A 25,248-nucleotide genomic window follows, 5' to 3' on the forward strand; every position below is an offset into this window, starting at 1 on the left:
GACCCCGGCGACCGGCTGTGACTCCATGTCATCACATCGCGACGCGCAGCGCGTCGCGAATCGCGCGGAACGTCACACTTTCGCGTAGCCCCAAGTGGTCCCCGTCGACCTGGAAGTCGGTCGGGACCTCGGCGGTGAGCGTGAATTCCGTCAGGTCGTGCTGCAGGCTGACATTCTTCCCGCGGACCAGCTTGTCAGTGGACGTGAACATCTGCCGCACTATCCTCAACGCCGCCCGGCCGGACATCCTGGTGACGCCGAACAAGTCCAGACCGTCCTCGAACGAGGATTCCGGCGTGATCACGATCGGCTTGTTCCCGAGATAGGTCCAGGGCGAGGTGTTCGTGACGATCGCCATGAACAGGCGCGGTATCTCCGTGCCGTCGGCCATCTTCATGCCGATCGGCGGATTCCTGCGGTCCAGGCCGTGCCAGTAGTGGCGCAGCGCCGAACGGATGTACAGCGAACCGGTCGACTTGTGCCCGGCGCTGCGGCGCTCCTCCACTATCCCGACCACCGCGGCGTCGAAGCCGTACCCGGCGGTGAAGGTGAAGTAGCGGTCGTCGGCAAGGCCCATGGAGACCGGCCGGCGCCGGTTCTCGTGGATCGCGTCCAGCAGCACGCCCGTGGCCTCGACCGGATCGTTCGGCAGCCCGAGCGCGCGGGCGAAGACGTTCGTCGACCCGCCGGGGACCACGCCGAGATCGGGCAGCCGGCCGCCCTCCGGGATCCGCGCGGTCAGTATGCCGTTCACGACCTCGTTGACCGTGCCGTCCCCGCCGAGCGCGACGATCAGGTCGAACCCGTCCTCGGCGGCGGCGCGCGCCAGCTCGACCGCGTGCCCGCGGTAGGCGGTCTCGCCGATCTCGGTGTCGAGCTCCCCGGCCAGGGCGTGCGCCAGCACTTCACGCGTGCGTTCGGAGGTGCTGGTCGCCTTGGGGTTCATGACCAGGAGCGCGCGCATGGGCACACGTTACTGGTTCGTATTACGACTGCGGTATGCGACCCGCCCGCACGCGGCCGGTGCTGCGTCGGGAGGTACCCTCGGTGTCTATGCCGAGCAATCCGACCCCGCAGGCCGCGCCCGCCGTTCCCGGCGTCCGGGAGCAGATCCCGCGTCCGCTGCTGGGCGCCGCCGCGGTGACGGCGGTGGAGAGCCTGGTCGCCCTGGTGTACGTGGTCTGGCTGCTGGTCGAGGCCTTCGTCGGCACGCCCCGGGAGCGGGGGCAGGCGATCGCGGTCGCCGTCACGTTCCTGATCTTCGCCGTCCCGCTGCCGCTGGTTCCGCGCGGCCTGGCGCGGGCGAGCATGCGGGCCCGCACCCCGGCCGTGATGATGCAGCTGCTGGCGCTGTGGGTCGCCTACTTCATGGTCCAGGCGCACTTCTGGATCGGCGCGGTGCCGACCGTGGCCGCCGCGGTCGTCGGGCTGGTGTGCATCTTCACTCCCGCCTCCACAGCGGCGCTGACCAAGCACTGGCGCGAGGACGAGAGCCCCGAGGGGACATGAGACGACGAGTCCCGAGCGGACGTGAGAAGAGCGGCGGCCCGGTCGGGCCGCCGCTCTTCTGCTTCTCCGCCTAACCGATCACTCGCCGGCTCACTCGTCGACCAGCAGCTGGGCCCGGAGCTGTTCCAGGGTCCGCGCGAGCAGGCGCGAGACGTGCATCTGCGAGATGCCGATCTCCTCGGCGATCTGCGACTGCGTCATGTTGCCGAAGAACCGCAGCAGCAGGATCTTCTTCTCGCGCGGCGGCAGCTGCTCCAGGAGCGGCTTGAGCGACTCGCGGTACTCCACGCCCTCCAGCGCCTCGTCCTCGCTGCCGAGGGAGTCCGCGACGGCCGGCGAGTCCTCGTCGCCGCCCTCGGAGACGTCCAGGGACAGGGTCGAGTAGGCGTTCGCCGACTCCAGCCCCTCCAGGACCTCCTCCTCGGAGATCTTGAGGTACTCGGCGAGCTCGGCCACCGTGGGGGAGCGCCGGTTGCGCTGCGAGAGCTCGGAGGTGGCGCTGGTCAGCGACAGCCGGAGCTCCTGCAGGCGGCGGGGGACCCGGACCGCCCAGCCCTTGTCGCGGAAGTGGCGCTTGATCTCGCCGATCACGGTCGGCGTGGCGTAGGTCGAGAACTCCACGCCGCGCTCGGTGTCGAAGCGGTCCACCGACTTGATCAGGCCGATGGTCGCCACCTGGGTCAGGTCGTCCAGCGGCTCGCCGCGGTTGCGGAAGCGCCGGGCCAGGTGCTCCACCAGCGGCAGGTGCATCTGGACCAGCTCGTCGCGGATCTGCTTGCGCTCGGTGGAGCCCTCGGGGAGCTCGTTCAGCCGGGCGAACAGCTCGCGGGCGCGGGCGTGCGCCTCGGCGTGCGGGCCGCCCTGGCGCGGCGTCCGGCGCAGCGGGAAGGAGGCGACGACCGGGGCGACGGTCTCGGCGTCGGCGTCGGTGTCCGGGTCCTCGGCCTCCACCAGGTCTGCGCTGAGGTCTGCGGCGAGGTCCTCCAGCTCCAGGACCGGCTCGTCGAAGTCGGCGTCCTCGACGTCGGCGTCCGGCTCGTCCGGGGTGTCCGGGGCGTCCGGGACGTCGTCGTCCCCGGCCGCGCCGGCGGCGGCCGCGGGCGTGCCCCGCTGACCCTCGCCGTACCCGGCCCGGCGGGCGGCCGGGATCTCGTCGGGCTCGAAGGCGCGCACTGGGATCTCCTCGGCGGCGCTCACGAAGCTCCCACGCCGCGCTGCTTGAGCATGCTGATGGTGACGATCTGGCCGATGCTGTTCCCGGCCGGGCCGTCGGGCCCCTCCGCGTCGGAGACCTTCGCGTCCACCTGGCCGGCCAGCGCCGCCAGCACGGTCCAGGCGAAGGTGTCCCGGGCCGGCGGCCGGCCGTCCAGCGTGGGCACCGAGACGTCCACGGCGAGCGCGCCGTCGCGCAGCTCGAAGCGGCACGTCAGCCCGGATCCGGGCACCGCCTTGGTGAGCAGGATCGCGCACGCCTCGTCCACGGCGATGCGCAGGTCCTCGATCTCGTCCAAAGTGAAGTCCAGCCGGGCCGCCAGGCCCGCGGTCGCTGTGCGCAGCACCGACAGGTACGCTCCCTCGGCCGGGATGCGTACCTCGACGAAGTCCTGCGGGGCACCGTTTTGTTGTCCCATTCCGCTTCCTGCGCTCGTTGAGGCGATTGTGGGGACGGCTGTCCGCTGGGCAGAGTGCTGATGCACGACACCTCCGCTGCTGGAGTGAATCATTCTGCTGCGGATCGTACGCCGAACGCGTGCCCGGGCGTGGCCCGGACGCACCCTCAGTGCTCGTCCCTCACACTCAACGTACCCCGAACGGGGGACAGACGAGCCGTCCCGCGCCGGGGAAAATCCGGCGCGGGACGGCTCGCGGGACCGTGCTGATCGCTCAGCGGCCGATCAAGGACCGGTCAGGCCTGCTTGGTCTCCCAGAAGATCTTCGAGATCTCCTCGATCTTGCCCAGCAGCTGCTCGGCCACGGCCGGGTCCATGCTGCCCTTCGTGCCACCCGCGCCGGCCAGCTTGGTGGCCTCGTTGAACAGGGTGTTCAGCTGCGGGTACTTCTCGAAGTGCGGCGCCTTGAAGTAGTCGGTCCACAGCACCCACAGGTGGTGCTTGACCAGCTCGGAGCGCTGCTCCTTGATCAGGATGGCGCGGGTCCGGAAGGCCTCGTCGGAGCTGTCGGCGTACTTCTTGGTGATGGCCAGGACCGATTCGGCCTCGATCCGGGCCTGCGCCGGGTCGTAGACGCCGCACGGGAGGTCGCAGTGAGCGTGGACAGCGGTGGTGCGGGAGAAGATCCGCGAGAACATGTCAGGTTCCCCTATCTGATGCGCCGGATACTCGGACAACGGACTACACGACCCTACTGCGCCCCTTGATCCGACGCGTGGCATGGTGGCGTCCGTGAGACTTGTCCCACGCCGGGCCCGGGGGTGGTCCGTGCACCGCGTCAGCGGCCCCTCGATGGCCCCGGCGCTGCGCGACGGCGACTTCGTCGTGGTGCGCGGGGTGCGCCTGGGAAAGATCCGACCGGGCGACGTGGTGGTCGCGCGGCACCCGCTGCGAGCCGACGGATTGCTCGTCGTCAAGCGGGTCGACCGCCGCGAGAGCGGGGGCTGGTGGCTGTTGAGCGACAACGAGTTCGTGACGTCGGACTCGCGCGAGTTCGGCGCGGTGCCGGACGATCTGGTCCTGGCCCGCGCCGTGCTGCGGCTCCGGGATCCGTGCCGGATCGCCCGGATCCCGGAGAAGCGCTGACGCAGCCGGAGCGCCGGCAACGCCGAAAGCGCTGAAGAAAGTTCGTCCGCGAACCGCGGATCGGCCCGCACGGCCGGTGAGGGCCGCTGAGCCGATCGCGGACGCCCGGTGCTCCTGCGAGCTCCCAGTGGGGCTGGGAGCTCGTCAGCGGCCGGGTGCGGCGCTTCCGGCGGCGGCCATCACCTTGCCGGCGGCGGTCGCGGCGGCTTCGGCCTCGCCGGCCGCCGCGGCGGCCCGTGCCTGCTCCTTGCGCCGGGCCCGGTAGGCGGCCACGTTCGCGCGGGTGGCGCAGCGGTCCGAGCAGTAGCGGCGCGAGCGGTTCGTCGAGGTGTCGATGAACACCTCGCGGCACGGTGCGGCCTGGCAGACGCCCAGCCGGTCGAAGCCGAGCTCGGTGGCCTGCACGGCCAGCCCCATCGCGGCCTTGGCGCCGTACACCGCCGCGATGGTCGGCGCGCCCTCGGCCAGGTGCAGGTGCCACGAGGCGCCGTCGTGGTCGGTGACCACGGGGCGGATCGGGTACTGCTTCATCAGGGAGTTGAGGACCTGGACGGCGCGCGGCACGCGGCCGGACTCGGCGGCGTCGAAGACCTCGCGGAGCCGGTCGCGGATCGCGCGCAGCTCCGCCACGTCGGCATTGGTGACGCGGCACCTGCCCTCCGGCGCCAGCAGCTCCTTGGCCTGCTCACACGTGGTGAGGGTGTCCCGGTGCCGGTAAGGGTCGGCGGTGTTCACCAGCGACACCGCCCGATCTGCGTAGGATGCGAGTTCCACGGCCTTCGTCCTTGTTCGCCTTTAGTTAGCGTCAGGCGTCCGATGCCCGACGTTCTGCTCGTTTAGTAGCCCTGACGGTACGCCGTTCGAGGACGCTGCGCGAGGGTCAATTCATCGTCGATTCAACAACCGAGTCGTCCGACCTTTGTGGAGAACGTCCAAAGAGGCGGCCGCGGAACGCTCTTGGAAACGATCCGCGGCCGTTTCGGACATGCCTGGTCGGAGCCGCGTCAGCGCACCTTCGCCAGGAACGCCTGCGTCCGCGCGTGCTGTGGCTCGGCGATGACCTGCCGGGCGTCGCCGTGCTCCACGATCACGCCGCCGTCCATGAACGCCACGGTGTCGCCGACGTCCCGGGCGAAGCCCATCTCGTGGGTCACGACGATCATCGTCATCCCGGACTCGGCCAGCCCGCGCATCACCGCCAGCACGTCCCCGACCAGCTCCGGGTCCAGCGCCGAGGTCGGCTCGTCGAACAGCATCAGCTTCGGCTGCATGGCCAGCGCCCGGGCGATCGCCACCCGCTGCTGCTGCCCGCCGGACAGCTGGGTCGGGTAGTTGTCCGCCTTGTCGGACAAGCCGACCTTCTCCAGGTGCTCGCGGGCCTCTGCGACGGCCACGTCCTTGCTCTTGCCGAGCACCTGGAGCGGGGCCTCGATGATGTTCTCCAGGGCGGTCTTGTGCGGGAACAGGTTGAACCGCTGGAACACCATGCCGATCGTGCGCCGCTGCTTGGCGACGTCCCGGTCGTGCATCTCGTGCAGCCGCTGGTTCTTCTCGTGGTAGCCGACCAGCTGGCCGTGCACGCTGATCCGCCCGGCGCCGATCTTCTCCAGATGGTTCACGCAGCGCAGCAGCGTCGACTTGCCCGAGCCCGAGGGGCCGATGAGGCAGGCCACCTCGCCCTCGCGGACCGTCATGGAGACGCCCTGGAGGACCGGCACGCGGCCGAAGGCCTTGTACACGTCCCTGATCTCGACCGCCGGGCGGTCCGCGGTCCCGGGGGAACCGTCGCTCTGGGGCACGCTGATGGTGGTCATGACGGCCCCTTCTCTGTGCCGGCAGGGGCGTAGGTGTAGGCGCGCCGCCGGAAGGACAGGTTCATCCGCATCAGCTTCTGGAACGGCGTCGGCGGCAGGTTCCGGCTGGAGCCGCGCGCGTAGTGCCGCTCGATGTAGTACTGGCCGATGGACAGCACCGTGGTGAAGAACAGGTACCACAGCGAGGCCACGACGTAGAACGGGATCGCCTTGAAGTACAGGTGGATCGCCGACTCGCTGGCGTCCGTCAGCTCCACCACGCCGATCACCGAGGCCAGCGACGAGGTCTTCAGCATGCTGATGGTCTCGTTGCCGGTCGGCGGGATGATCACCCGCATCGCCTGCGGCAGCACGATCCGGCGCATGATCTTCGCCCGGCGCATGCCCAGGGACGCCGCGGCCTCGGTCTGCCCCTCGTCCACCGACAACAGGCCGGCGCGGACGATCTCGGACATGTAGGCCGCCTCGTTCAGGCCCAGGGCCAGCACCGCCGCGGTGAACGCGGTGATCGTGGAGTTGGTGTTGAGGTGGAGGAACTGCGGCCCGAACGGGATGCCGAAGCCGATCTGCTGACCGACCAGCGCCGCGATGTTGTTCCAGAACAACAGCTGGACCAGGACCGGGGTGCCGCGGAAGAACCACGTGTAGACCCATGCGGCGCTGGAGGAAACCGGATTGCTCGACAGCCGCATCACCGCCAGCAGCACGCCGCCGACGATCCCGATGACCATCGCGTAGACGGTCAGCTCCAGGGTGACCACCACGGCCTGCACGATGGTGTGCCAGAACAGCCACTGCCGGACCAGGTCCCAGCCGAAGTTCTTGTTGAACGCCAGCATGTTGAAGAACATCAGCACGAACACCAGCAGGATGGCCGCGCTGATCCATCGTCCCGGACGTCTCACCGGCACCGCGCGGATCGCGGCGGGCGCGAACGGCATGTCCGGGGCGGCGAACACGTCGTCCGTGCCCGCCGCCGGATTTTTCTCAGTCACGCGCGGCTCAGCTCGTCGCCTGGTTCAAGCCCGGGGTCGTGTAGTCGCCGGCCTGGATCCCGTACTGGCTGGTGAGCTTGTGGTAGGTGCCGTCGGCCACCAGGTCCTTCAAAGCGGCCAGGAACGCCTGCGACAGCCCGCTGTTGCTCTTGGAGATCGCGATACCGTAGGGGGCGCCGGAGTAGATGTCGCCGACCGCCTGGAAGTTGCCGCTCTTGGCGTAGTAGTCGACGACCGGGGAGTCGGCGAGCACCGCGTCGCAGCGGCCGGACTGCAGCGACTCGTTGATCTGGTCCTGGGTGTCCTGGGACAGCGCCTTGACGGCCGGCTTCCCGGCGGCCTGGCAGGCCTTGGTGCGGTTCGGGATGTCCGGGCTCTCCTGGATCGTCCCCTTCTCCACGCCGATCGTCAGTCCGCACAGCGACAGGTCGGTGGGGGAGGTGTCCGTGAGGTTCTTCGGGTTGCCCTTGACGACCATCAGCTTGGTGCCGGCGTTGAAGTAGGTGACGAAGTCGTCGACGCCCTCGCGCGTCTTGTTGTCCGTGATGGAGGACATGCCGGCGTCGTACTTGCCGGTCTGGATGCCGGTCACGATGTTGTCGAAGGTCACTTCCTGGAAGTTGGCCTTCAGGCCCAGCTTCGCCGCGATGGCGTTGCCCATGTCCACGTCCCAGCCGGTGATCTTGCCGTTCTGGTCCTTGGACTCGTTCGGCGGGTAGCTCGGGTCGGTCGCGATGCTGATCTCGCCCTTGCTCTTGATCGTCGCCGGCACCAGGGCCGCGGCCGCGGCGTCGACCGCGCCCGAACCCGAGGAGGAGGCGGTGGAAGACGACCCGGAGCTCGTCGACGCGCCGGTCGTGGACGAGCTCCCCGGCTTGCTGCCGCTTCCGCAACCTGCGGCGGTGAGGACCAGCGCGATCCCCGCGGCCCCGACTATGACGGCCCTGGAAGTTCTCCCGGCTCGCATATGTTCTCCTCCTGTGGGTGATCCATTACCCGCTCAAGCAACGTTCATGGGGTACGGTGCTGGAATCCTTGCACCGCTAATTGGCCGTTGAACATAGGCAGCCATGTAAAAATCGCATCACGGGCGAACCCCGCGTCGTCGATGCGACAGCGTCGAACGGACTGAACGGTGCTCGTGGAACGCGGTACGGACCACCATCCGACGGCAGCGAAGCGGGCCCGGCGAACCTCCCCCTCATCCCTCAACAGGTTCACAGTCCGCCCCTTTTCCGTTCCCTCAACACGCCGCTCGCGGCAGCTAAGGGGTAAGCCATGTCAGGGCAGCTCATCCCGACCCAGTCCATCGAGAGTGACACCGCCGGAGGCTCCGTCGTGGGCGAATCGCCGGTCTTCGACCTGCACCGCGGCGGCAAGATGGAGGTGCGCGCCACGGTCCCGCTGCGGGACCGCGCGGACCTCTCGCTGGCCTACACGCCGGGTGTCGCAGAGGTCTGCACCGCCATCGCCGAGCGTCCGGAGCTCGCGATGGACTACACCTGGAAGGCCAACACCGTCGCGGTGGTCACCGACGGCACCGCCGTGCTCGGGCTCGGCGACATCGGGCCGCTGGCCGCGCTCCCGGTGATGGAGGGCAAGGCGGTCCTGTTCAAGCAGTTCGGCGGCGTGGACGCGGTCCCGGTGTGTCTGGACTGCACCGACGTGGACGAGCTGGTCGAGACCGTGGTCCGGCTGGCCCCGGCCTTCGGCGGCATCAACCTGGAGGACATCTCGGCCCCGCGCTGCTTCGAGGTGGAGCGCCGGCTGCAGGAGCGGCTGGACATCCCGGTCTTCCACGACGACCAGCACGGCACCGCGATCGTGCTGCTGGCCGCGCTGCGCAACGCCGCCAAGGTCGTGAACCGGCCGCTGGCGGACCTGCGCGCGGTGATCTCCGGCGCCGGCGCGGCGGGTGTCGCGATCGCCAAGATCCTGCTGGACGCCGGCATCGGCGACCTGACCGTGGTGGACTCGCGCGGGATCGTCTCGGCCGACCGCGCCGACCTGACCCCGGTGAAGACCGAACTGGCGGCGATCACCAACCGCGGGCGCCTGTCCGGCGGCCTGGCCGAGGCGATGCGCGGCGCCGACGTCTTCATCGGCGTCTCCAGCGGCCGCGTCCCGGAGGAGTACGTCGCCACGATGGCCCCGAACGCGATCATCGCGGCGATGGCCAACCCCAACCCGGAGATCCACCCCGACGTCGCCCACAAGTACGCCGCCGTGGTGGCCACCGGCCGCTCCGACTTCCCCAACCAGATCAACAACGTCCTGGCCTTCCCCGGCGTCTTCGCCGGGGCGCTGTCGGTCCGCGCCTCCCGGATCACCGAGGGCATGAAGCTGGCCGCCGCCGAGGCCCTGGCCGCCGTGGTCGCGGGCGAGCTGTCGGCCGACAAGGTGATCCCCAGCCCCTTCGACGAGCGGGTCGCCCCGGCGGTCACCGCGGCCGTGGCCGACGCCGCCCGGCGCGACGGGGTCGCGCGACTGTAGTCCGGGGGAGTATTAATGCTCACGGGACACCGGTTTCCGGCAGCTGCTCAGGAGCTGCCGGGGGCCGGTGTCTTCTTCGCTCCCGTTCTTCTGAGATCGCCCTTGGCACATTCGGACTTTATGGGGTGAAGTGGAGGCATGACGTCTCACGATCCTGATGCCCGTGTCATGGCCTTCGACCTGGACGGGACCCTCGCCGAGTCCAAGTCCGCGATCACCGCGCGCATGGCCGGCCTGCTGGTCCGGCTGCTGGACGAGGTCCAGGTCTGCGTCATCTCCGGCGGCGCCTTCCCCCAGTTCCAGACGCAGGTCCTGGACCATCTGGACGCCACCCCGCCACAGCTCGCCAAGCTGAACCTGATGCCTACCAACGGGACCCGCTACTACCTCTACCGCGACGGCACCTGGCGCGAGATCTACGCCGAGGACCTGCCCGACGCCACCAAGCGCGAGGTCGTCGACGTGCTGACCGAGGGCGCGAAGACCCTGGGCCTGTGGGAGGACAAGACCTGGGGCGACATCATCGAGGACCGCGGCAGCCAGATCACCTTCTCCGCCCTCGGGCAGCAGGCCCCGGTGGCCGCCAAGACCGACTGGGACCCGGACGGCTCGAAGAAGGAGCGCCTGCGCGCCTGGGCCGCCGAGCGCCTGCCCGGCCTGGAGGTCCGCAGCGGCGGCAGCACCTCGATCGACGTCACCGCCCAGGGCATCGACAAGGCCTACGGGATGCGCAAGCTGATGGCCGAGCTGCACGTCGGCATGGAGGTCATCGTCTTCGTCGGCGACCGCCTGGACCCGCAGGGCAACGACCACCCGGTCGAAGCGATGGGCATCCGCTCGGTGTCGGTGAAGAACTGGCAGGACACCGCCGATTTCGTGGAGCGGTGGCTGGAGAGCTAGTCGGCGACCCGTCGCTAAAGTGCGTGCCATGGCCGAGACCCAGCGCCGCCCGGTACCCCGCAACGACGCCGGCGAACGCGACACCGCGTTGGCCTTCCTGGCGTTCGCCAGGGAATGCGTGGTGAAGAAGACCGACGGACTGACCGAGGAACAGCTGCGCCGAGTCCTGGTGGACTCCGGCACGACGCTCCTGGGCCTGGTCCACCACCTCACCCTCGCCGAGCGGCTCTGGTTCGGCTACTACGTGGCCGGCCGCGAGGAGGAGGACCCCGGCGACGTCGACATGGAGGTGCCCGCGGGCCACAGCGCGGAGCGCGTGCTCGCGGACTACCAGGCGGCGATCGCGGCCAGCGACGCCGTGGTCCGCGCCGTCGACGACCTCGGCACGCCGACCGCGTTCCCGCCGGGGGACACGAGCCAGTCGGTGCGCTGGGTCATCGCCCACATGACCAGCGAGACCGTCCGGCACGCCGGCCACGCGGACATCCTGCGGGAGCAGATCGACGGGACCACCGGGCGCTGAGGCGGGGCGGCCCGGCGGCGGTGGCGGGCCTGCCTCTGCTCCAGCTCCGGCTCTAGCCCCAGCCTCAGCCGCGCCGGGTCTGCCTCGGCTTTAGCCCCAGCGTCTGCCTCAGTCTCGGCCGCAGCCCCAGCCTCAGCCGCGCTGGATCTGCTTCAGCGCCGGCTCGACCTTCGCCTTGGCCAGCAGCCGTTCCCAGGCCCGGGCCCGCGCCGCCGGCAGCCGCATCGGGGCGGCGACCCGCAGCACGTCGCCGTCCCCGAGCAGGATGCGCTCGGTGTTCTCGGTGACCAGTCCCCAGCGGCCTTCGACCTGGCGGGGCAGGCCCATGCGCCACCCGGCCCCGTCGTCGGCGTCGCCGTCCCGCGTCTCCCACAACAGGGTCTTGGCGAGCGTGCCGGTCACCGGATGCGTGATGTAGTGCTCGATCCAGTCCGCCGTGGGGATCTCGCGACGCTCCTTCTGGGCGGATTCCAGGCGCGTCCGAGCCGCGCGGACCGCGGCCCGCAGCTTGGCGGCCAGCTCCGTGACGTCCCGCAGCGTGTCCTGGTCGACGGTCGAGGCGGTCGGCTTCCCGGCCAGGGCGCGTCCGCCGGCCGAGGCGCGGCCGCGGCTCTCGTGATAGCCGACTTTCACCCGCCCGCCGAGCTCGACCCGCACCACCGCGACGTGATCCGGCCCGACCGCCATCCGCAGCCGGCTGTCGCCGTCCAGGCCGAAGGTGTCGACGGTCCACTCCGGCGCGTCGGAGAGCGTGCGCAGGCGGCGCTTCAGCTCCGCGTAGGCCGCCTTCCGCAACGCCGCCAACGGAGACTCCGAAGCCAGCCGGTGCAAAGCCGGCGGCACCAGTTCCCCGGGCACCGAGGCGAGCGCTCGGATCGCGGCGCGCGCCGACGGCATCGACTCGGCCGTGAGCCCGGACTCCTGCGCCGCGAGCCGCACCAGCAGCGGCACCGCCTCCTCGGCGGGCAGCAAAGGCAGGACCCTGATCACCCCGGCGACGAACTCCGCGGACCGCAGCCCGGCGGGCTGCTCCCGGCCGACCAGCCGGCCCAGCGCCTCCCCGGCCCGCGGCGCTTGCCCGACCAGGCTTTGCGCGATGCCGGGCCGCCCCCGCGAGCCCAGCTCGCAGTGGTCCAGAAGCGCGCCGACGCCAGGGTCGTCCGCGAGCGGACCGAGCAGCCGCGGGTACACGCCGCCGTCGAGGCCGCGCCACGGGATGCGGTCCGGGGCCGGGACCGGGGCCCCGGCCGCCGCGGCCGGCTCCTCTCCGAAGTCAGAGCGCCCCGCTTCCGGCGCCTGCCGAGCGCCGGACCCGGGATCTGGTTCGGCCACGCGGCGCATGCTGTCGCCGCCCTCCGGCCCGCGCGCCGCCGCAGCCGCGCGCCGCCTCCGGAACCACCCCATCGCCTCGCTCCCCGATCCCTCAGCCCTGCTGCGCCGCCCACGCCACGTGGTGCTCCCACACCCGCTTCCACAGCCGCTCCTGCGCGACGTCTCCGACCCCCGGCAGCCGCAGCCCGAACACGTCGGCCAGGGCGTCGAACCACTCCTCGGAGTCGGTGATCTCGCGCTTGGTCACAGTGGTCCCGTCCGAGCGGGTCAGCACGCATCCGCGCAGGTGGTCCACGCCGGTGGCGTCGCGCCGGTACACGTCGAGGTTCTTCACGAACCCGGACTCCGGGTCCGTCTCCATCCACTCGTGCCGGGCCAGGAAGTCCGGCAGGGACGCGATCCGCTCCTCGAACACCATGCCGGTGAACGAGTCCGCCTTCGGGTCGTGGGTGAAGCTCCAGCCGGACGCGCCGTTCTCGAAGCGGGTCCGCTCCAGCTTGTACGTGTACGGGCCCTGCGTCGTCTCTCCCGGCACGCACAGCAGCGGCTCGTGCAATCCGTCGCCGAGTCCGGCGTCACAGTAGTAGAGCGTGTTCTCGGCCTCCACGAGAAGCACTATGTGGTTCGGTTCGTCGGTGATCGGCCCGAGCCCCTTGCCCTCCGGCGCCGCGCGCCAGACCCGGCCGCGGTGGGTGGTCACGTCATAGCCCAGCGTTTCGAGCAGCGCGCCGAACGCGCCGTTGAGGTGGTAGCAGTACCCGGACTCGCCGGCCACGATGCGGGCCGCGGAGTCGTACGGGTCCGGTGTCGTGCGCTGGCCGAGATGGAGCTGCAAGGAGGTGTACGCGACACGTTCCACGTGCGCGCGGTGCAGCGCGAAAAGCCCCTCGATCGTGGGCTTTCCGGGATGCTCCGTGCCCAGGCGGCGAAGATACCCCTGGACGTCTATGTTCGCCATGGTGACATAGGGTAAAGCAGTCCTCAGGCGTTGGCGGGCGCGATCTCGTCAAGGACGTGCGCGGGGGTGGCGTAAGCCCCTGATTCCCGCGGATAGTGGACCACGAAGTCGGTGAAGCCGAGCTCTTCCACTCGCCCGGCCACCTCGTCGAACCGGGCCTTGGACTCCATGGTCCGCAACGGCGAGAGCCCGGTCAGCAGCAGCCGCGGCAGCGAGGCCGGGTCCCGGCCCTCCTTCTCGCAGACGTCGTCGAGCTTCCTGCTCACCTTCTCCAGCGCGGCCCAGGTGTCGGCCGCGGTCGGGCCCTCCCCGTCGCGGCCGGCGAGGGTGTCGTCGGCGATCCACATCTGCGCGTGCTTCACCACGGTGCGCAGGCCCAGCGGCCCGGTCGCGGCCAGACCGAACGGCACCCGCGGCTGCTGCACGCAGCCCGGCTCCATCCGGGCGTCGACCGCCTCGTAGTAGGTGCCGCGGTAGGTGCTGCGCGTCCGGCCCTCGGCGCCCCCGCGCAGCAGCAGGTCCAGGATCTCCACCGACTCCCGGTAGCGCTCGCCGCGCTCCTTGGCCGACCAGCCCGCGCCGTCCGGGCCGTAGCCGAGTACCTTGGCGTCCGGACCGAAGGAACCCGCTCCGTAGCCGAGGATGAAGCGGCCCCGGGAGGCGTCGTCCAGCGACATGATCTCCTGGGCGAACGGGACCGGATGGCGGTAGTTCGGGGACGCGACCAGGGTCCCGAGCTTGATCCGTTCGGTCACCGCGGCCGCCGAGGCCAGCGTCGTGACCGCGTCGTACCAGGGGCCGTCGGGGATGCTGCTGAAGGTGATGTGGTCGTAGGTCCAGGCGTGTTCGAAGCCGAGTTCCTCGGCCCGGCGCCAGCGTGCGGCGGCCTCACGGAAGGGACGGTCGGGCAGGACGCAGACGCCGAGACGCAACATGTCTCCGAGCCTATTACGATCACCCCAGGAAGGAGCGGGGCAGGCCGCGGTTCAAACGCAGTATCGACGATCAACGGAGCTGGCGCTGTGCGGACGATCTGGGGCGTGGCCGGGGGTCTGATCGTGCTGGGCACGTTCATGTCGGAGGTGCGGACCCTGGTGGTCCCGCGCGTCTTCCGCCCCGGGATGTCGAACATGCTGGGGCGCGCCGTGTACGTGTCGTTCCAGCTTCTCGCCAACCGCTTCGAGCGGTACGAGACCAAGGACCGGATCCTGGCCTACGCCGGGCCGCTGTCGGTGGTCGCCAAGCTGGTGGGCTGGCTCGGGTCCTTCCTGGCCGGCTACTCCATGCTCAACTTCTCGCTGGGCGCCCTGGACCTGCGCGCCTCGATCCGCGAGGCCGGCTCCTCGCTGTTCACCCTGGGCTTCGCCTCGGCCGACAAGTCCCGGCTGAACGCCATCGACTTCTGCGCCGCGGTCACCGGACCGGTCTCCATCGGCCTGCTGGTCGGATACCTGCCGGCGCTCTACGCCGCCTACGCCCGGCGCGAGACCGAGGTGACGATGCTGGAGGCGCGCGCCGGGGGACCGGCCTGGGGCCCGGAGATCCTGGCGCGCTACGCGATGGTCAATCTGAACGACCAGCTCCCCGACCTCTACCGGGGGTGGGAGCGGTGGACGGCCGACGTCTCGGAGAGCCACACGAGCTATCCGGTTCTCATCTATTTCCGTTCTCCCCGCGCGCAGCGCAACTGGCTCATCGCGCTATTGGCCGTTCTGGACGCCGCCGCGCTCCACGTGTCGTTCAATCCGTCGCAGAACGTCGGGGAGATCCGCATGGCGTTGCGGAGCGGATATGTGACTCTGCGGGAGATCGCACGTACGGAACGCGTTCCCTATAACCCGGACCCCTCTCCGGACGATCCCATCGTGCTCACGAAGGAAGAGTTCCTTTACGGCGTGCAACGGATGCGGGCTCAGGGATACGAGTTCGAACGCACGCCCGATGAGGCCTGGCCGCATTTCCAGGGCTGGCGGGTGAATTACGAAGCGGTCGCGTACGCCCTGGCCTACCGGATCGACGCGGTCCCGGCCCGCTGGTCGGGCCCCCGGCGCAGCTCGGAGGCCCAGATCGATGTGATCACCCCGGTCGACCGGCAGCCCGGGAAGCCGCAGAAGGTGGCCGACGAAGTACGGGGTTGACGGTTTACGGGGAGATGATCGCGGTGAAGACTGCTGATGATCGAGGTCTTCCACCTAATGGATTCCCTATCCGCGAGCCATGATCACACAGTAGGTTCCCTACGCTACTCAGTCGACTTACGGAGGGGATCACATGTCTTCAGATCAGTACGGACCCGGTTACGGTCAGGGCGGCCCGGGCTACGGCCCCGGGCCGAACCCCTACGGCCAGCCCCCGCAGGCTGCCGGCTACCCGGTGAAGGTGCAGTTCGAATACCCGCAGAAGCTGAGCCGTCTGCTCATCTTCGTCAAGGGCCTGCTTCTCATCCCGCACTTCATCGTGCTGTTGGTGCTGGGCATCTGCGCCTACTTCGTGACGATCATCGCGTGGTTCGCGATCCTGTTCACCGGCCGGTACCCGCGGGGCCTGTTCGACTTCACCTCCGGCCTCATCCGCTGGCAGACGCGCGTGTCGAGCTACGGCTATCTCCTGACCGACGCCTACCCGCCGTTCTCGCTTCAGGACGAATAACCCTCCCCGATCATGCGCTCAAGGGTGGCCGCATGGTTCACCAGCCCATCCGGTTCGTCGGGCGCCTCCTGTTCCCCGAACCGGATGCGGCGCTGGTTCACGCGCCCCATCACGATCCCGTGCCGGAGTGCCGCGTAGACCTCGTAGAACTCCTGATCGCGGACCCGGTATCCGGTCAGCGCGGTGTACTCGGCGGCGACGTCGCCGAACGTCAGGAAGCCCGGCAGGCCCGGCAGCTCGAAGAACTCCGCGAGGTCCTGGAAGAAGCGGTGCAGGAAGACCAGCCAGCCGAGGTCCACCTCGCGCGGCGCTATCCCGGCCATCTCCCAGTCCAGGACCGCGGCCGGAGTGAAGTCCCGGTACATGATGTTGCCGATGCGGGCGTCGCCCCAACTCAGGACCGGGGCGTCGACGTCCGTCGGCCAGTGCGCGTCCAGCCAGGCGAACGTCTTCTCCAGGATGGGGATCGGATGCTCGCCGTGGGCCCACCTGTAATAGGAGCGCCAGCCGTCGACGTGCGCGCGCAGCGCCGCGTCGCCGTCGGCGCCGAGGTCGCCCAGAAAGGTGACTTCCTCAGCCGTCGCGGGGATGGCGTGGATGCGCGCGAGGGTGGCGACTGTGGCGTCCTGGAGATGTCGGCGTTGGTCGTCGGTGGCCTGCGAGAGCCAGTTGTCGCCGAACGTGTAGGGCAGGATGTCCGGTGGTACCAGCCCCTCGACGCGCTCCATGACGAAGAACTCCGCACCGAGGATTTCCGGGTCGGATTCATACCAAAGAGTTCGCGGGACGGGGACGGCCGTGCGTTCGCCGACCAACGCCATGACAGTGAACTGATCCCGCATCCGGTATTCCGGGAAGATGGGCATAGCGTCGGACGCGGGTGCCAGTCGCGCCACGCATTGGCAGAACTGCGCTTCGCTGTCGGGGAGGCTCCATCGGGCGTCGAACAACAACGTCTCCGAGGACATCCCGTTGGTTTGGGGTGTTCGGACATCGGTTATCCGGACATCGGTGCCGCCGGTCCGGCGGGCCAGCCAGGGTTCGAGGGCGGCCCGCAGCGCTTCGGGGTCGCGAGTGCTGGTCCGGGGGCGGGTGGCGTCCGGTGCGGCTTCGGCGTTCCTCTTCGGTTCGCTCACGGCGCGGACTATAAGCAAGGTAGCGTCAATGCGACATACGCCTGTCGGGGATGGCAGTCTGTGATCGCCGAACGCATTGCGGTTGCCACTTCAGAACGACGCAGGGGGACGGACTGTGAATCCGGACATCGACCACATCAGAAGGCTCATCAGTGACCGTCTCACCACCGAGGACAACGGTGAGGTCGGCCTGGACCTGTCCAATCTGGGTCTGACCGGGCTGCCCGCGGAGTTCGGCCGTCTGCCCGAGCTCGCGCCGGTCACCTTCCTGAACCTGTCGGGCAACCGGCTCCGGGCGCTGCCCGAGACCCTGGGCGAGCTGTCGGGGCTGCGTCGGCTGTGGCTGGACAACAACGAGTGCGGAGAGTTGCCGCCGCAGACGTCCCTGCTGACCGGCCTGGTCGAGTTGAGCCTGACCGGCAACGGCCTGTCCACGCTCCCTGACGACTTCGCCCAGCTGGAGCGGCTGGTCAGCCTCTGGCTCGACGAGAACGCGTTCGCGGCCCTGCCGGACGCGGTCGGGCGGCTGGCCAACCTCACCGACCTGTACCTGCAGAAGAACCAGCTGCCCGGGCTGCCGAACTCGCTGGGCGCGCCGAGCCTGCGCTCGCTGGTCGTGGACGGCAACCGGCTCACCGAGTTGCCGGACTGGATCGGCGACACCCAGACCCTGGTGACGCTGTCCGCCGACGACAACGTGCTGACCGAGCTGCCGCCGAGCATCGGGGCCCTGATCCGGCTGCAGGAGCTGAGCCTGACCGGCAACCGGCTGCGCAAGCTGCCGACGTCGATCGGGGACATGGCCTCGCTGACCAAGCTGTACCTGCAGAAGAACCAGCTGCAGACGCTGCCGGCGTCCATCGGCAACCTCAGCGAGCTGCAGACCCTCGCGCTCAGCGGCAACCACCTGGAGGAGCTGCCGGCCTCGGTGGCGGACCTGAGCCGGCTGACCGACCTGAACCTGGCCGACAACTGGCTGACCCACGTCCCGGAGGCGATCGGGCGGCTGGCGTCGCTGGACAAGCTGAGCCTGACGTACAACCGGCTCACCGAGCTGCCGCCGTCGCTGGGCGCGCTGCGGGTGCTGACGTCGCTGGACGTCTCCCGCAACAGCCTGCGCGACCTGCCGGACAGCTTCGACGGCCTGGCGAACCTGGACACCCTGAACCTGGCGCAGAACCCGCTGACGTCGCTGCCGGCCTCGGTCGGCGCGCTGAAGCGGCTGACGTGGCTGTCGCTGGCGTACTGCGACCTGGAGACGCTGCCGGCCGGACTCGGCGGGCTGCACCGCCTGGAGACGCTGGACCTGGTCGGCAACAACCTGCGGGAGCTGCCCTTCCAGCTGTCCGGCCTCGGCGCGCTGACGACGCTGAACCTGGCCTCGAACCAGCTGGCGTGGGTGCCCCGGACCCTGGGCATGCTGCGGAATCTGGTGAACCTGGACCTGGCGGACAACGAGCTGTCCTCGCTGCCGCGGGCGCTCGGCGGCCTGGAGTCGCTGCGCAAACTGGACGTCGCCGAGAACCAGCTGACCTGGATGCCGCGCTCGGTGTGCGACCTGCCGAAGCTGGAGACGCTGGTCCTGCGCGGCAACCGGCTGTCGGACCTCCCGACCAGCAACTGGCAGAAGCTGACGCTGAAGGAGCTGGACCTCAGCGACAACCCGCTGCTGTCCACCGTCCCGGAGAACTGGGACGTCGCCACCATGGCGCTGGCCGCGGACAAGGCCCTGTTCGGCGCCCTCGGCGACCGCGTCCCGGCCGACAAGCGCGACGCGGTCGCGCAGGCCGGCGTCGAGGAAGCCGAACGTGCCCGCCGCCACGAGGCCGACGCGATCGCGGGCATCGTCGGCGGCGTGGTGCACGCCGAAGCCGAGCTGATGGCCCAGGCGGCGGGCGCCGTCGGCCAGGCCGCGGCCGAGGCGGCGGTGGAAGCGGCGGTCGAGGAGGCCTTCGCCGAGGCGGCAGCCGCGGCCGCCACCCCGGAGACGGAATCCGAGCCGGACACGATGGCCACGGTCGAGGCGGTCCTCGCGGACGCCGCCGCGGCCGACGCACTCGCCTCGGCCTCCGCCCTCACGGAAGCGGCCACGGCTCAGGCGATGGCGCAGGCGATCGTGTCGGAGTCGATCGACTCGGAACTCGCCGAGGTCCTGAACGCCGGCGGCGTCCTCGACACGGCGGTCGCCGCGGCCGAAGCCCAAGTCCTGGCCGCCCTGCACGCGGCGGACGAGAACGCGCTGCGGGCGTTGGCGCGCGCGGTGCTGGAGGCGGCGGCGGAGGGCGTGCGGCGGGAGCTGGCGGCGGAGGTGATCGTCGGCGCGGCGGCTGAGGTTGAGGTCGTCGCTGAGGCTGAGGCTGAGATTGAGGCTGAGGCTGAGGTCGAGGCCGCGGTGGTTGCTGACGGCGAGCCGGCCGCCGAGGCGGTGGAGGCCGAAGCCGAACCTGAAGCCGAAGCTGAAGCTGAACGCGAAGCCGACGATGTGGCCGAGGAAGGCGCCCCGGAGCTGGCGGCGGAAATCGCCGACGCGGCCGCGGAATTCGTGGACGACAAGGCGGTGGCGCTCGCCGCGCAGGCCGTGGCCGCCGCGGAAGCCGGGGACGAGGAAGCGGCACTCGCCGCAGCGAACGAGGCGGCGGCGGCCGAGGAGGCCGCGTTGCTGGCGGAGATGGTGGCCGCGGCGAACCGCGCGGATGAGGCGGAGGCTGCTGCGGCTGCGGAAAGCGCGGCGGCTGAGGCTGCCGCGGCCGAGGCTGCCGAGGCTGCGGTCGCTGAGCAAGGTGTGGTTGGTTCGCATGCGGCTTATGGCGGCACCGATGGTGTGGCCGAACAGGCTACGGCTGGCGAGCAGCAGGCTGATATGGCGTCCGCCGGCCCGTATGCGGCGCCCCCGGCCAAGCAGGGCTTGCCTGGCGTGCAGCCCGCAGCCGGCTTCCACGCGGCCTTTGGCGGCCCCGGTGTCACTGGCGAACAGCAGGCCGATATGGCAGGACCGGGCTCATATCCGGCGCCCCTGGGCGCCAACGGCGCGGCTGTTCCCGTAGCCATGCCCGCCGAGCCGTACGACGCTCGCGGCCCTCAGGCCGATGCCTTGGCTCCCGCCGAGCCGGAGCTCCAGCCCGACCCCGCGGACGCCGTCCAGCACGTGGAAACCCTCTCCGCCGAGGAGCGCCGCGCCCGAGCCGATCGCCGCGCAGCCGCTGTCGCCGGTGAGCCGCTGCCTCCCGCCGGTGTCGGGGTGCCGTTGCCGCGCGTGTCCGAGGACCATGGCGGTATCGAGGCGTTCGCGGCCGCGCAGCGTGAGGCCGAGGCTCTGGCCGCCGCCGCGCATGTCGAGGCCTCCGACGTCCTGGCCGCGCGGACCGCTGCCGAGCAGGACGCCGAGCTGCAGGCGATGGCGCGCTCCATGGGCTTCGCCGAGGGCGAGAGCTTCATCCTGCGCGGACCCGACGGCGCCGTCCTCGGCGAGGGGATCGTGCGGGCTGAGTCGGACATCGTCGTGGAGACCGCCGGCGGGCCCGTCGAGTTCGAGGGCGTGGTGGTCGAGGAACCGGTCGCGGTCGTGGAGGAGCCGCCGCTGGTGTTCCAACCGGTGGCGGACCAGCCGACGGTCGTCTACGACGGCCCCGCCGCGGTGGTGGACGAGGAGGTCGTCGACGTCGTGGAGGGCCCGGACTCCTTCGCAGCCGCCGCGCCCCGGCCCGGCGCGTTCGAGGAGCGCGCATGGCAGCCCGCCGAATCCGACGCCGACAGCACCCACTTCAGCACACCCCCCGGCTACGGCCCGCCCCCGGCGCCCTCCCAGCCCTGGCGCAGCAGCAGCTGACACCGGAGCACGCTCCGGCACAACAACCAGGAGCCTGACAAACGCCGTACGCGCCCCGGTCCGAGCTTCCCCGGACCGGCGTGCGGTGTTACGAGGAGATGGCGGCACGACCGCGGCATGCGCCCGCGCAAGTGGCAAGCGCACACCTGCACATGCCGCACGCCCGCAGCCCGCCAAGCCAGCAGCCGGGCAAGCTCACAGCCCGGCAAGCCCGCCGCGCCTCAATCCACGACGACCGTCACCTCGAACTGCGTCCAGTCCGCCGGCGGCACACACCGCCGAGCCTCCCCGCACATGTCCCGGTACGCCGTGATCTCCGCCGTCCCCCGGCCCTTCGCCGAGAACGTCCGCGGCGGCGCCGAGCACGTCGTCCCCGGCGGCCGGCACACGATGTACATCGGCGAGACTCCCGGTGCCAGGATCGAGGGGTTGGTCGAGATGGGCGCCGCGGGCCACGGGAACTGTGCGGCCATGATCTCCGTCCCCACCGCCACGTGGAACGTCATCCCGTTCTGCGCCGGCGTCACGGTCAGTGTCCCGTGCACCGTGCTCGGTGCCGAACTGGGGGGCGAGGGATGCGGCGTCGGTGAGGACGGCGGAGACGTCGGGCGCCCACCGGTGCTGCTTCCGGGACCGGCCGACGGAGAAGAGGTGGACGTGCCCCCACCGGGAACCCCGGTAGCCGAGCCCACCCCGGTCGCCGACGGGCTCGACGGGCTCGGGGAGCCCGAGGCCGTCCCCGAACCAGTCCCCTGAGAAGAACTCGCCGAAACCGTCCCCGTCCCCGACCCCGCGGAGTGCCCGGCGTTCACCTGATTGGCTGTCGTGGAGCAGGAAACCGTTGTGAAACCAAGGAGAACGGCGCATGCCGCCACCGAGCTAACAGAAAGCCGTCGCGGGTGCATCGCGGATCTCCTCGCTTCAGAGCGCCCTGGCGTCCACCACCTGAACCTACTCCCATGGGCGCGCCCGCCAAGGGCTTTCCCAAGCAGAGCCCGGCGTACGGTGCAAGTCGGTCCCAGGCGGCGGTCGGAGCTAGGCCCCTATATCACGACACCTTCGTTTTTATCCGGTTGGATGATCTTCGTGCGCCGATGATCGTTGATCTTCCGGTGATCTCGCTCACACTTGGCCGCACCCCTGTGGCGCAGCCCACACGGCGCAGGCGTAGGATCAGCGGCGAAAGAAGGCACCGACCGTTTCGTGGCGCTCACGGTCGTGCTGTGAAACCGCCTCACCACACACTGGGTTCACAACACGGCACTGAACGTCGCGGGAGCTTGTGAAATCAGCCACAAGTAGCGTGAGCAGGGCCCACTCGTCCAGAAATTGACACAAACCTGCCTGACAGGACGTCACCCATGAACAGTTACGCGCCGATTCTGGTGCTCGGCGGGTTGGCCGCCGGGTTCGCCGTGTTCTCGGTGGTGTCGGGGATGCTGACCGGACCGAAGCGGTACAACCGCGCCAAGCTGGAGGCCTACGAGTGCGGCATCGAGCCCACTCCGCAGCCGGTCGGCGGCGGCCGCTTCCCGGTGAAGTACTACCTGACCGCCATGCTCTTCATCATCTTCGACATCGAAATCGTGTTCCTGTACCCGTGGGCGGTGCGGTTCGACTCGCTGGGCTGGTTCGGGCTCGTCGAGATGGTGTTCTTCATCCTCACCGTCTTCGTCGCGTACGCCTACGTCTGGCGCCGCGGCGGATTGGAATGGGACTGACAGATGGGCCTGGAAGAGAAACTGCCCGCAGGATTCCTCCTCACGACGGTGGAGGGTCTGGCGGGCTACATGCGTAAGTCGTCGGTGTGGCCGGCGACCTTCGGTCTGGCCTGCTGCGCCATCGAGATGATGGCCACCGGCGCCGGCCGGTACGACCTGGCGCGCTTCGGCATGGAGCGGTTCTCCGCGACGCCGCGGCAGGCGGACCTGATGATCGTGGCGGGCCGGGTGAGCCAGAAGATGGCCCCGGTCCTGCGCCAGGTCTACGACCAGATGGCGAACCCCAAGTGGGTCATCGCGATGGGCGTGTGCGCCTCGTCGGGCGGCATGTTCAACAACTACGCGATCGTGCAGGGCGTGGACCACATCGTGCCGGTCGACATCTACCTGCCGGGCTGCCCGCCGCGGCCAGAGATGCTGCTGGACGCGATCTTGAAGCTCCACGAGCAGATCCAGAGCATGCCGCTGGGCGTGAACCGCAAGAAGGCCGCGGAAGAGGCCGAGAAGGCCGCGATGAACGCCAAGCCGACGATCCTGATGGAAGGGCTCCTTCGGTGACCGAAAACGTACCCGCGGTCCCGGAACAGGGTGCTGACAAGCCGGGTGGCGAGCTGATCGCCACCCGCAAAGGCATGTTCGGGGTCCGCAACGGCGGCGACACCTCCGGCTACGGCGGCCTGGTCCGCCGGATCGAGCTCCCCGGCGCCAGTGAGCGCCCCTATGGCGGCTACTTCGACGTCATCGCCGACGAGCTCGAAGGCGCGCTGGAGGAGCAGGGCCTGCCGCTGGAGGCGATCAGCGCCTACGTCGTGTACCGCGGCCAGTTGACCATCCACGTCCCGCGCGAGCACCTCGTCCGCGTCGCCAAGACGCTGCGCGACGACCCCGCGCTGCGCTTCGAGATGTGCCTGGGCGTCACCGGTGTCCACTTCCCGGAGGAGTCCGGCCGCGAACTGCACAGCGTCGTCCCGCTGCTGAGCATCACGCACAACCGCCGGATCCGCCTGGAGACCACCGCTCCGGACGTCGACCCGCACATCCCCTCGCTCTACGAGGTCTACCCGACGGTCGACTGGCACGAGCGCGAGGCCTACGACATGTTCGGCATCATCTACGACGGCCACCCCGGCCTGACCAGGATCCTGATGCCGGACGACTGGCTGGGCCACCCCCAGCGCAAGGACTACCCGCTCGGCGGCATCCCCGTCGAGTTCAAGGGCGCGCAGATCCCGGCTCCGGACCAGCGGAGGGCGTACTCATGACAGTCATCGACGGCACCGTCGAATTCGACGGCGCGAACGAGTCGGCGGGCGAGGACAGCGAAGGCCTCGAAGGCCGCGTCTTCAATGTCTCCGGCGGCGACTGGGACGAGATCCTGTCGGGCCTGCAGGAGGCTCCCGAAGAGCGCATCGTGGTCAACATGGGGCCTCAGCACCCCTCGACGCACGGCGTGCTCCGGGTGATCCTGGAGATCGACGGCGAGACCGTCACCGAGGCCCGCTGCGGCATCGGCTACCTGCACACCGGCATCGAGAAGAACACCGAGTACCGCAGCTGGGTGCAGGGCACGACCTTCGTGACCCGCATGGACTACCTCACGCCGCTGTTCAACGAGACGGCGTACTGCCTGGCGGTGGAGAAGGCCCTGGACATCGAGGACCAGATCCCCGAGCGGGCCAGCGTCATCAGGGTCCTGCTGATGGAGCTGAACCGGATCTCCAGCCACCTGGTCTGCCTGGCCACCGGCGGCATGGAGATGGGCGCGCTGACCATGATGACCGCGGGCTTCCGCGAGCGCGAGGAGACGCTGGACCTCTTCGAGTTCATCACCGGCCTGCGCATGAACCACGCGTTCATCCGCCCCGGCGGCGTCGCGCAGGACCTGCCGCCCGGCGCGGTGGACAAGATCGGCAGCTACATCAAGCTGATGCGCAAGCGCTTCCCGGACTACGCGAAGCTGTGCAACGAGAACCCGATCTTCAAGGGCCGCACCGAGGGCGTGGGCCACCTGGACCTGGCCGGCTGTATGGCGCTGGGCATCACCGGCCCGGTGCTGCGGAGCACCGGCCACCCGCACGACCTCCGCAAGTCCGAGCCCTACTGCGGCTACGAGACGTACGACTTCGATGTCGCCACCTGGGACACCTGCGACGCCTACGGCCGCTACCGGGTCCGCCTGACCGAGATGTACGAGTCGCTGAAGATCGTCGAGCAGTGCCTGGACCGCATCCAGCGCACCCAGGGCCAGCCGGTCATGGTCGAGGACAAGAAGATCGCCTGGCCCGCGCAGCTCGCCCTGGGCAGCGACGGCATGGGCAACAGCCTGGACCACATCCGGCACATCATGGGCGACTCCATGGAGGCCCTGATCCACCACTTCAAGCTGGTCACCGAGGGCTTCCACGTCCCGGCCGGCCAGGTCTACGCGGCGGTGGAGTCGGCCAAGGGCGAACTGGGCGTGCACGTCGTCTCCGACGGCGGCACGCGGCCCTACCGGGTGCACTTCCGCGACCCGTCCTTCACGAACCTCCAGGCGACCGCGGCGATGTGCGAGGGCGGCCAGCTGGCCGACGTCATCGTCGCCATCGCCTCCCTGGACCCGGTTATGGGTGGTGTGGACCGTTGAGCAACTACGA

Annotated in this window: 24 protein-coding genes and 1 pseudogene; 13 read left to right on the plus strand and 12 right to left on the minus strand. The window is 69.9% G+C overall.

The window, feature by feature from the left end; genetic code table 11:
- Positions 1-31: 31 nt before the first annotated feature.
- Positions 32-964: a diacylglycerol kinase family protein gene (locus ABH935_RS14965; RefSeq protein WP_370378470.1), complete on the minus strand. Its 933-nt coding sequence runs from the start codon at positions 962-964 to the stop codon at positions 32-34.
- 89 nt (positions 965-1,053) lie between these two features.
- Here ABH935_RS14965 and ABH935_RS14970 point away from each other — a divergent pair, with 89 nt between their 5' ends.
- Positions 1,054-1,509 carry a hypothetical protein gene (locus tag ABH935_RS14970; RefSeq protein ID WP_370378471.1) on the plus strand — a complete coding sequence of 152 codons (456 nt, stop codon included), beginning with the start codon at positions 1,054-1,056 and terminating at the stop codon, positions 1,507-1,509.
- Positions 1,510-1,599: 90 nt separating this feature from the next.
- On the opposite strand, the gene ABH935_RS14975 is transcribed toward ABH935_RS14970, so the two are convergent.
- From ABH935_RS14975 to sodN, 3 genes are all read right to left on the minus strand, one after another.
- Positions 1,600-2,706, minus strand: coding sequence for an RNA polymerase sigma factor SigF (locus ABH935_RS14975; RefSeq protein WP_370378472.1), 1,107 nt, complete (start codon positions 2,704-2,706; stop codon positions 1,600-1,602).
- On the minus strand, positions 2,703-3,140 hold the full coding sequence (locus tag ABH935_RS14980; protein WP_370378473.1) for an anti-sigma factor: 438 nt from the start codon (positions 3,138-3,140) through the stop codon (positions 2,703-2,705). Before ABH935_RS14980 ends, ABH935_RS14975 begins: the two co-directional genes overlap by 4 nt.
- A gap of 275 nt (positions 3,141-3,415) precedes the next feature.
- Positions 3,416-3,817, minus strand: a complete 402-nt coding sequence (sodN, locus tag ABH935_RS14985) for a superoxide dismutase, Ni (protein WP_370378474.1) — start codon at positions 3,815-3,817, stop codon at positions 3,416-3,418.
- 94 nt (positions 3,818-3,911) lie between these two features.
- On the opposite strand from sodN, the gene sodX reads away from it, so the two are divergent.
- Positions 3,912-4,265, plus strand: coding sequence for a nickel-type superoxide dismutase maturation protease (gene sodX, locus ABH935_RS14990; RefSeq protein WP_370378475.1), 354 nt, complete (start codon positions 3,912-3,914; stop codon positions 4,263-4,265).
- 144 nt (positions 4,266-4,409) lie between these two features.
- Here the strand turns inward: sodX and ABH935_RS14995 are convergent, their stop codons facing one another.
- From ABH935_RS14995 to ABH935_RS15010, 4 genes are all read right to left on the minus strand, one after another.
- Positions 4,410-5,039 (minus strand): CGNR zinc finger domain-containing protein, encoded by a 630-nt coding sequence (locus tag ABH935_RS14995; protein WP_370346902.1) that lies wholly within the window; start codon positions 5,037-5,039, stop codon positions 4,410-4,412.
- A gap of 230 nt (positions 5,040-5,269) precedes the next feature.
- The gene (locus ABH935_RS15000) at positions 5,270-6,079 is read right to left on the minus strand and encodes an amino acid ABC transporter ATP-binding protein (RefSeq protein WP_370378476.1); all 810 of its coding nucleotides are present in this window, start codon (positions 6,077-6,079) and stop codon (positions 5,270-5,272) included.
- Positions 6,076-7,020, minus strand: a complete 945-nt coding sequence (locus ABH935_RS15005) for an amino acid ABC transporter permease (protein WP_370378510.1) — start codon at positions 7,018-7,020, stop codon at positions 6,076-6,078. The genes ABH935_RS15000 and ABH935_RS15005 overlap by 4 nt, the downstream gene beginning before the upstream one ends.
- A gap of 61 nt (positions 7,021-7,081) precedes the next feature.
- Complete coding sequence (locus ABH935_RS15010) at positions 7,082-8,041, minus strand: ABC transporter substrate-binding protein (protein WP_370378477.1); 960 nt, start codon at positions 8,039-8,041, stop codon at positions 7,082-7,084.
- Positions 8,042-8,424: 383 nt separating this feature from the next.
- Between ABH935_RS15010 and ABH935_RS15015 the strand changes: the two are divergent.
- The 3 genes and pseudogenes from ABH935_RS15015 to ABH935_RS15025 all read left to right on the plus strand — a co-directional run.
- Positions 8,425-9,567 (plus strand): annotated as a pseudogene (locus ABH935_RS15015) (NADP-dependent malic enzyme); the annotation flags it as partial.
- A gap of 138 nt (positions 9,568-9,705) precedes the next feature.
- On the plus strand, positions 9,706-10,467 hold the full coding sequence (locus ABH935_RS15020; RefSeq protein ID WP_370378478.1) for an HAD-IIB family hydrolase: 762 nt from the start codon (positions 9,706-9,708) through the stop codon (positions 10,465-10,467).
- 28 nt (positions 10,468-10,495) lie between these two features.
- On the plus strand, positions 10,496-10,990 hold the full coding sequence (locus ABH935_RS15025) for a DinB family protein (protein WP_370378479.1): 495 nt from the start codon (positions 10,496-10,498) through the stop codon (positions 10,988-10,990).
- Positions 10,991-11,122: 132 nt separating this feature from the next.
- Here the strand turns inward: ABH935_RS15025 and ABH935_RS15030 are convergent, their stop codons facing one another.
- The 3 genes from ABH935_RS15030 to ABH935_RS15040 all read right to left on the minus strand — a co-directional run bounded on the left by ABH935_RS15030 (position 11,123) and on the right by ABH935_RS15040 (position 14,215).
- The gene (locus tag ABH935_RS15030; RefSeq protein ID WP_370378480.1) at positions 11,123-12,322 is read right to left on the minus strand and encodes a DUF4132 domain-containing protein; all 1,200 of its coding nucleotides are present in this window, start codon (positions 12,320-12,322) and stop codon (positions 11,123-11,125) included.
- 91 nt (positions 12,323-12,413) lie between these two features.
- Positions 12,414-13,280 (minus strand): arylamine N-acetyltransferase, encoded by an 867-nt coding sequence (locus tag ABH935_RS15035; protein ID WP_370378481.1) that lies wholly within the window; start codon positions 13,278-13,280, stop codon positions 12,414-12,416.
- A 23-nt stretch (positions 13,281-13,303) separates the two neighbouring features.
- Positions 13,304-14,215 carry an LLM class flavin-dependent oxidoreductase gene (locus tag ABH935_RS15040; protein ID WP_370378482.1) on the minus strand — a complete coding sequence of 304 codons (912 nt, stop codon included), beginning with the start codon at positions 14,213-14,215 and terminating at the stop codon, positions 13,304-13,306.
- 87 nt (positions 14,216-14,302) lie between these two features.
- On the opposite strand from ABH935_RS15040, the gene ABH935_RS15045 reads away from it, so the two are divergent.
- Positions 14,303-15,418, plus strand: a complete 1,116-nt coding sequence (locus ABH935_RS15045; protein ID WP_370378483.1) for a hypothetical protein — start codon at positions 14,303-14,305, stop codon at positions 15,416-15,418.
- A 133-nt stretch (positions 15,419-15,551) separates the two neighbouring features.
- Positions 15,552-15,929, plus strand: coding sequence for a DUF4389 domain-containing protein (locus ABH935_RS15050; RefSeq protein WP_370378484.1), 378 nt, complete (start codon positions 15,552-15,554; stop codon positions 15,927-15,929).
- On the opposite strand, the gene ABH935_RS15055 is transcribed toward ABH935_RS15050, so the two are convergent.
- On the minus strand, positions 15,917-17,065 hold the full coding sequence (locus ABH935_RS15055) for a phosphotransferase family protein (RefSeq protein WP_370378485.1): 1,149 nt from the start codon (positions 17,063-17,065) through the stop codon (positions 15,917-15,919). The genes ABH935_RS15050 and ABH935_RS15055 overlap by 13 nt on opposite strands.
- A 115-nt stretch (positions 17,066-17,180) precedes the next feature.
- Here ABH935_RS15055 and ABH935_RS15060 point away from each other — a divergent pair, with 115 nt between their 5' ends.
- The 6 genes from ABH935_RS15060 (at position 17,181) to ABH935_RS15085 (ending at position 25,238) form a co-directional block, all read left to right on the plus strand.
- Positions 17,181-20,891: a hypothetical protein gene (locus ABH935_RS15060; RefSeq protein ID WP_370378486.1), complete on the plus strand. Its 3,711-nt coding sequence runs from the start codon at positions 17,181-17,183 to the stop codon at positions 20,889-20,891.
- A gap of 294 nt (positions 20,892-21,185) precedes the next feature.
- Entirely contained in the window at positions 21,186-21,647 is a 462-nt protein-coding gene (locus ABH935_RS15065; RefSeq protein ID WP_370378487.1) for a hypothetical protein, read from the plus strand.
- A gap of 605 nt (positions 21,648-22,252) precedes the next feature.
- Positions 22,253-22,612, plus strand: a complete 360-nt coding sequence (locus ABH935_RS15070) for an NADH-quinone oxidoreductase subunit A (protein WP_015796240.1) — start codon at positions 22,253-22,255, stop codon at positions 22,610-22,612.
- A 3-nt stretch (positions 22,613-22,615) separates the two neighbouring features.
- Positions 22,616-23,170, plus strand: coding sequence for an NADH-quinone oxidoreductase subunit B family protein (locus ABH935_RS15075; protein WP_015796239.1), 555 nt, complete (start codon positions 22,616-22,618; stop codon positions 23,168-23,170).
- Positions 23,167-23,874: an NADH-quinone oxidoreductase subunit C gene (locus tag ABH935_RS15080; RefSeq protein WP_370378488.1), complete on the plus strand. Its 708-nt coding sequence runs from the start codon at positions 23,167-23,169 to the stop codon at positions 23,872-23,874. Before ABH935_RS15075 ends, ABH935_RS15080 begins: the two co-directional genes overlap by 4 nt.
- On the plus strand, positions 23,871-25,238 hold the full coding sequence (locus tag ABH935_RS15085) for an NADH-quinone oxidoreductase subunit D (protein ID WP_370378489.1): 1,368 nt from the start codon (positions 23,871-23,873) through the stop codon (positions 25,236-25,238). Before ABH935_RS15080 ends, ABH935_RS15085 begins: the two co-directional genes overlap by 4 nt.
- Positions 25,239-25,248: the final 10 nt, after the last annotated feature.

The organism is Catenulispora sp. GAS73, from assembly GCF_041262085.1.
Lineage (GTDB): Bacteria > Actinomycetota > Actinomycetes > Streptomycetales > Catenulisporaceae > Catenulispora.

Excerpts from the sequence above, each read along its gene's own strand:
- ABH935_RS14965 (WP_370378470.1), bottom strand. The coding sequence starts at position 964 with ATGCGCGCGCTCCTGGTCATGAACCCCAAGGCGACCAGCACCTCCGAA.
- ABH935_RS14970 (WP_370378471.1), top strand. The coding sequence starts at position 1,054 with ATGCCGAGCAATCCGACCCCGCAGGCCGCGCCCGCCGTTCCCGGCGTC.
- ABH935_RS14980 (WP_370378473.1), bottom strand. The coding sequence starts at position 3,140 with ATGGGACAACAAAACGGTGCCCCGCAGGACTTCGTCGAGGTACGCATC.
- sodN (WP_370378474.1), bottom strand. The coding sequence starts at position 3,817 with ATGTTCTCGCGGATCTTCTCCCGCACCACCGCTGTCCACGCTCACTGC.
- ABH935_RS15000 (WP_370378476.1), bottom strand. The coding sequence starts at position 6,079 with ATGACCACCATCAGCGTGCCCCAGAGCGACGGTTCCCCCGGGACCGCG.
- ABH935_RS15005 (WP_370378510.1), bottom strand. The coding sequence starts at position 7,020 with ATGCCGTTCGCGCCCGCCGCGATCCGCGCGGTGCCGGTGAGACGTCCG.
- ABH935_RS15010 (WP_370378477.1), bottom strand. The coding sequence starts at position 8,041 with ATGCGAGCCGGGAGAACTTCCAGGGCCGTCATAGTCGGGGCCGCGGGG.
- ABH935_RS15020 (WP_370378478.1), top strand. The coding sequence starts at position 9,706 with ATGACGTCTCACGATCCTGATGCCCGTGTCATGGCCTTCGACCTGGAC.
- ABH935_RS15025 (WP_370378479.1), top strand. The coding sequence starts at position 10,496 with ATGGCCGAGACCCAGCGCCGCCCGGTACCCCGCAACGACGCCGGCGAA.
- ABH935_RS15035 (WP_370378481.1), bottom strand. The coding sequence starts at position 13,280 with ATGGCGAACATAGACGTCCAGGGGTATCTTCGCCGCCTGGGCACGGAG.
- ABH935_RS15040 (WP_370378482.1), bottom strand. The coding sequence starts at position 14,215 with ATGTTGCGTCTCGGCGTCTGCGTCCTGCCCGACCGTCCCTTCCGTGAG.
- ABH935_RS15050 (WP_370378484.1), top strand. The coding sequence starts at position 15,552 with ATGTCTTCAGATCAGTACGGACCCGGTTACGGTCAGGGCGGCCCGGGC.
- ABH935_RS15065 (WP_370378487.1), top strand. The coding sequence starts at position 21,186 with ATGTCCCGGTACGCCGTGATCTCCGCCGTCCCCCGGCCCTTCGCCGAG.
- ABH935_RS15070 (WP_015796240.1), top strand. The coding sequence starts at position 22,253 with ATGAACAGTTACGCGCCGATTCTGGTGCTCGGCGGGTTGGCCGCCGGG.
- ABH935_RS15075 (WP_015796239.1), top strand. The coding sequence starts at position 22,616 with ATGGGCCTGGAAGAGAAACTGCCCGCAGGATTCCTCCTCACGACGGTG.
- ABH935_RS15085 (WP_370378489.1), top strand. The coding sequence starts at position 23,871 with ATGACAGTCATCGACGGCACCGTCGAATTCGACGGCGCGAACGAGTCG.